Raw genomic sequence first — 4,639 nt, 5'->3', positions numbered from 1 at the left:
CTTCTATATTCCAATTTTCTGAAGCATCTGTCCCAATAAAAATACTTTTGTCTGACATTGCATTAAAATAAGCCTCAAAATTTGCATCAGAAGCATTTTTATGCCAATTAATAAGTACGGTTTCAATGGCTTCTTTTTCTGAAATCGTGTTTACCTTATTAACTTTCTTTTCCTCGTTTATAGAACAAGAAACCACTAATAACATTAAAAATAATAAAGAATAGAATTTCATAGGTTTAAATTATTGTCTTGATATTGTACTAGAAGGTCTCTTCCGTTTAGATTCAAGTTTCTTTTTTGAAACACTTAAATCTTCAACAGGTTGTTCTGTATCTATTTCCAAAGAATTTTGTAAATCTTCAGCCTTATAAATAGTATTTATTTTTGAGTTTACAGCAGAATATAAATCTATTATTTTTTTGACTTCTTCTTTAACTTCCTCTTTAGAAATTGAACGAATAGTTGCCATATCCGCCAATCGTAAAGTTTCATTATGCAAAACGTTAAATCTAGCCACTACATTTAACGCCGTTAACTTTTCTACTCTAATGGTGTCTATCATATTTTTAACCAACCCTGAAAGTTCTTCAGCATTATTAAGTGCTTCTAAATTAGAAACATTGTAATATTTTAACATAAACTGGTCTAATTTCTGATATTCTTTCCAATCTTTTAGATTTTGTTTGGCTTCTGGAATAAGTGTTTCACTTGTATTATTTATTATTCTATCTGTATCTTCTACCACTAAAGTATCTCCGTTAGCGATAACCTCTTCTACCTTATTGTTTTTATTACAAGAAAAACTCAAAAATAAGATTATGAATAAAAAACTATATAAATACTTCATTGTAAAACTATTTGTTGTCAAAAATAGTAATAAAATAACTCTTATAAATAAAAAATATTATTTTCATGTATTTACATTTATTGTTTTTAACGGTCATTTAGCAGCCTCGCGACTGTTCGCTACCTACCTGTCCGGCAAGCATGTTTACCATTTCAATAAGCAATAAACTTTTTAGCTTGCTCGTTTCATAAAAAACAAGTACTTCAAATTAAGATATTTAATTTCTGTATATTTGATCTTCTTAAAAACCAACAATATTTACATGAAAAAACGGATTTTAATTATTGGTGCTTGTGGTCAGATTGGAACTGAATTAACATTAAAATTACGAGAAATAAACGGTAAAAAAGCTGTAATTGCTGCAGATATTAGAAAGGGAAGTAAAGAGTTAACTAAATCTGGTCCTTTTGAATTAGTAAATGCAATGGATTATGATTCTATTTTAAAAACTATTGAAAAATATAAGGTTACAGATGTATATTTAATGGCTGCAATGCTTTCTGCAACCGGAGAAAAATATCCAGATAAAGCTTGGGAGTTAAATATGAACTCCCTATTTAATGTGTTAAATTTAGCAAAAGAAGGAAAAATTAAAAAATTATTTTGGCCAAGTTCAATAGCAGTTTTTGGGCCAACCACACCAAAGGAAAACACTCCCCAAGAAACCATAATGGAACCATCAACAGTATATGGAATCAGCAAACAAGCTGGGGAACGCTGGTGCGAATACTATTTTAACAAATACAATGTAGATGTTAGAAGTTTAAGATACCCTGGAATTATTAGCTGGAAAACAAATCCAGGTGGTGGTACAACAGATTATGCTATTGAAATTTTTCATAAAGCAATACTTGAAGGCACATATACTTCGTTTTTAAATAAAAATTCCAAATTACCAATGATGTTTATGGATGATGCTATTGATGCTACTATAAAAATTATGGATACACCTGAAGAAAAAGTTAAAATACGATCTTCTTATAATTTAGCTGCAATTAGTTTTACACCTAAAGAAATTGCCGATGAAATTAAAACTAAAATACCCGCATTTAAACTAAAATACCAATCAGATTTTAGACAAGCTATTGCAGATAGCTGGCCTCAAAGTATAGATGATTCACGAGCTCGATCGGATTGGGATTGGCAGCATAAATACGATCTTAAAAGACTATCTCAAACAATGTTAGACAACCTCTTTCTAAAATATAAATCTTAAATTATTTATTTTATATTTCTTAACATAGTAAAAAAATTAATTAAACACTCTAAAGCCCTTTTTGGACAACTTAAACCCTTGAAAATAAACAGATTTTTCACTATAACGTTTTAGTAAAATAACCCATTATATGACATCTATCATATCTTTAGTTTTAGGGTTCAACTAACTTTGTGTCTTTAAAAAAGACAATTTAATAAAATACTATATAATTATGAACATTTCACATATTGAACACTTAGGAATAGCAGTAGAAAATCTAGAAGAATCAATTAAATACTACGAAAATATATTAGGACTAAAATGTTATAATATTGAAGAGGTTGTTGATCAAAAAGTGAAAACAGCCTTTTTTTTGGTAGGTGACACAAAAATTGAATTATTAGAAAGCACTTCTCCAGATGGACCAATTGGTAAATTTATTGAGAAAAAAGGACAAGGTATTCACCATATTGCCTTTGCTGTACCAAATGCTTCTGAAGCATTAAAAACTGCCGAAGAACGCGGCGTTAAACTTGTTGATAAAGTTTCTAGAAAAGGAGCTGAAGGATTAAAAATTGGATTTTTACATCCAAAATCTACACAAGGAGTGCTTACAGAACTTTGTTCTAAAGAATAATAATTTAGGTATCTTCTTAAAAAATTAATAGATAAGCACATAAAAATGGCAAATCAAGATAAAATTAATGAGCTCATTGAAAAAAGAGCCAAAGCGAAATTAGGTGGTGGTGAAAAACGTATCGATTCGCAACATGCTAAAGGAAAACTAACAGCACGTGAGCGTATCGATATTCTCTTAGATGAAGATAGTTTCGAAGAATTTGATATGTTTGTAACCCACAGAACAAAATCTTTTGGATTAGATAAACAAATTTATCTTTCTGATGGTGTTGTAACTGGTCACGGTACAATAGACGGACGTATCGTTTACATTTTTGCACAAGATTTTACAGTATTTGGAGGTTCATTATCCGAAACATATGCTTTAAAAATATGTAAAGTAATGGATATGGCCATGAAGATTGGAGTTCCAGTTATTGGATTAAATGACAGTGGTGGAGCGCGTATTCAGGAAGGTGTGAGATCTTTAGCTGGTTATGCAGAAATTTTTCAAAGAAATATTATGGCATCTGGTGTAATTCCACAAATTTCATCAATTTTAGGTCCTTGTGCTGGTGGAGCAGTTTATTCTCCTGCCCTTACCGATTTTACAATTATGACCGAAGGTACTAGCTATATGTTTGTAACAGGTCCAAAAGTAGTACAAACTGTAACAGGTGAAGTAGTAACAACAGAACAATTGGGAGGTGCAAAAATTCACTCTACCAGATCTGGTGTATCACATTTCTTAGCAGCAAATGACGAAGAAAACTTATTATTGGTTCGAAAAATATTAAGCTATTTACCATCTAACAATCTAGAAGAAGCACCAGTTATAACTTGTAACGATCCTATTGACAGGTTAGAAGATGCTTTAAATGAAATTATCCCTGAAAATCCAAATCAACCTTACGATATTGTTGATGTAATTTCAATCCTAGTCGATAATGGCGAATTTACAGAAGTCCATAGAAATTACGCTCGTAATATTTGCGTAGGTTTTGCAAGATTTAATGGACACCCTGTTGGTATTGTTGCAAATCAGCCAAAATATTACGCTGGGGTATTAGATATTGAAGCTTCAAGAAAAGCAGCAAGATTTGTTCGTTTTTGTGATGCGTTCAACATTCCACTGGTTACACTAGTTGATGTACCTGGTTTCTTACCTGGAACAGGTCAAGAATACGGTGGAATTATTTTACACGGAGCAAAATTGCTTTTTGCTTATGGTGAAGCAACTGTTCCAAAAGTAACAATCACTTTACGAAAATCTTATGGTGGAGCTCATGATGTAATGAGTTGTAAACAACTACGTGGTGATGTAAACTATGCTTGGCCAACTGCAGAAATTGCTGTAATGGGGGCTAAAGGAGCTGTTGAAGTTTTAGAAGGATCAAATATTAGAAAAATTGAAGATGCTGAAGAAAAACAGGAATACATCGATAAAAAAGAAGAAGAATATACTAAGAAGTTTGCAAACCCTTACGAAGCTGCAAAATATGGTTTTATTGATGATGTAATTGAACCAAGAAACACGCGTTTTAGAATTGTTAGAGCTTTAGAATTACTTCAAAATAAAAAAGAAGTAAATCCGCCTAAAAAACACTCAAATATACCATTATAACTATGTTTACACCTTTAATGACAGATCAAATTAGCGAAGGTTACGTTATTTTGATGACCGGATTATTAATTGTTTTTAGTGCTTTAGTAATACTTATGTTGTTCTTTAAATATGGACTTCCACTAATGCTTTTTACCTACAAAATAATTACCAAAGGAAAAGAAAAGAAAATTAGTGAAATTAAAGCAGTAGCCGATCGCGATTTTACAGGAGAAATTGCTGCTGCAATTGGAGCCGCAGTTCATATGTATTTGCGCGAGCAACACGATCACGAAAGCGCTATTTTAACAATAAAACAAGTTAAAAAACCTTATTCACCTTGGAGTTCTAAAATTTATGGAACACAAAATAG

Annotated in this window: 6 protein-coding genes; 4 read left to right on the top strand and 2 right to left on the bottom strand. The window is 31.3% G+C overall.

Annotated elements, in window-relative coordinates; genetic code table 11:
* Positions 1–232, bottom strand: a 232-nt coding sequence (locus AB1Z17_RS09935; protein ID WP_368051649.1) for a nuclear transport factor 2 family protein, incomplete at its 3' end; no start/stop codon positions are given.
* Positions 233–241: 9 nt separating this feature from the next.
* Positions 242–847 carry a hypothetical protein gene (locus tag AB1Z17_RS09930; protein ID WP_368051648.1) on the bottom strand — a complete coding sequence of 202 codons (606 nt, stop codon included), beginning with the start codon at positions 845–847 and terminating at the stop codon, positions 242–244.
* A gap of 262 nt (positions 848–1,109) precedes the next feature.
* On the opposite strand from AB1Z17_RS09930, the gene AB1Z17_RS09925 reads away from it, so the two are divergent.
* The 4 genes from AB1Z17_RS09925 to AB1Z17_RS09910 all read left to right on the top strand — a co-directional run.
* Positions 1,110–2,063 (top strand): NAD-dependent epimerase/dehydratase family protein, encoded by a 954-nt coding sequence (locus tag AB1Z17_RS09925; RefSeq protein WP_368051647.1) that lies wholly within the window; start codon positions 1,110–1,112, stop codon positions 2,061–2,063.
* Between the two features lie 214 nt (positions 2,064–2,277).
* Complete coding sequence (gene mce, locus AB1Z17_RS09920) at positions 2,278–2,682, top strand: methylmalonyl-CoA epimerase (RefSeq protein ID WP_368051646.1); 405 nt, start codon at positions 2,278–2,280, stop codon at positions 2,680–2,682.
* 45 nt (positions 2,683–2,727) lie between these two features.
* Positions 2,728–4,287, top strand: coding sequence for an acyl-CoA carboxylase subunit beta (locus tag AB1Z17_RS09915; protein ID WP_368051645.1), 1,560 nt, complete (start codon positions 2,728–2,730; stop codon positions 4,285–4,287).
* A 2-nt stretch (positions 4,288–4,289) separates the two neighbouring features.
* The coding region (locus AB1Z17_RS09910; protein WP_368051644.1) for an OadG family protein at positions 4,290–4,639 on the top strand (350 nt) is incomplete at its 3' end.

The sequence above is a fragment of the Lutibacter sp. genome (assembly GCF_040883305.1).
In the GTDB taxonomy this organism is placed as follows: Bacteria; Bacteroidota; Bacteroidia; order Flavobacteriales; family Flavobacteriaceae; genus Lutibacter.
Note: the sequence above shows the minus strand (reverse complement) of the source record. Positions and strands in the feature narration are given on the sequence as shown.

Excerpts from the sequence above, each read along its gene's own strand:
- AB1Z17_RS09930 (WP_368051648.1), bottom strand. The coding sequence starts at position 847 with ATGAAGTATTTATATAGTTTTTTATTCATAATCTTATTTTTGAGTTTT.
- AB1Z17_RS09925 (WP_368051647.1), top strand. The coding sequence starts at position 1,110 with ATGAAAAAACGGATTTTAATTATTGGTGCTTGTGGTCAGATTGGAACT.
- mce (WP_368051646.1), top strand. The coding sequence starts at position 2,278 with ATGAACATTTCACATATTGAACACTTAGGAATAGCAGTAGAAAATCTA.
- AB1Z17_RS09915 (WP_368051645.1), top strand. The coding sequence starts at position 2,728 with ATGGCAAATCAAGATAAAATTAATGAGCTCATTGAAAAAAGAGCCAAA.